The organism is Pseudoalteromonas sp. MER144-MNA-CIBAN-0113, from assembly GCF_040308965.1.
In the GTDB taxonomy this organism is placed as follows: domain Bacteria; phylum Pseudomonadota; class Gammaproteobacteria; order Enterobacterales; family Alteromonadaceae; genus Pseudoalteromonas; species Pseudoalteromonas tetraodonis.
In genome coordinates this window covers 1-272 of record NZ_JBEOOG010000356.1, presented here as the reverse complement: position 1 = coordinate 272, position 272 = coordinate 1, and the positions used below count along the sequence as shown (strand labels likewise).

Annotated in this window: 1 protein-coding gene; it reads left to right on the top strand. The window is 40.8% G+C overall.

Annotated features, from left to right (window positions below; translation table 11 throughout):
* Positions 1 to 272: translation initiation factor IF-2 N-terminal domain-containing protein (locus AAEY57_RS20020; protein ID WP_350608669.1), on the top strand; the 272-nt coding region annotated here is incomplete at both ends.

The following is a 272-nucleotide window of genomic DNA, read 5'->3' as shown; positions in this document are numbered from 1 at the left end:
GTACAGCACCTGAATCTATGGCACACGGTTTTAATAAACCTGCTGCAGCTGTTAGTCGTGATGTGCGTATCGGTGAAACCGTAACCGTATCAGAATTAGCGCATTTAATGGCAATTAAAGCCACTGTTATCATCAAGCAAATGATGAAAATGGGCACTATGGTAACGATTAACCAAGTACTTGACCAAGAAACAGCCCAAATGGTTGCTGAAGAATTAGGTCATAAAGTGGTGCTTATTCGTGAAAACGAACTTGAGCATCAAGTACTGAAA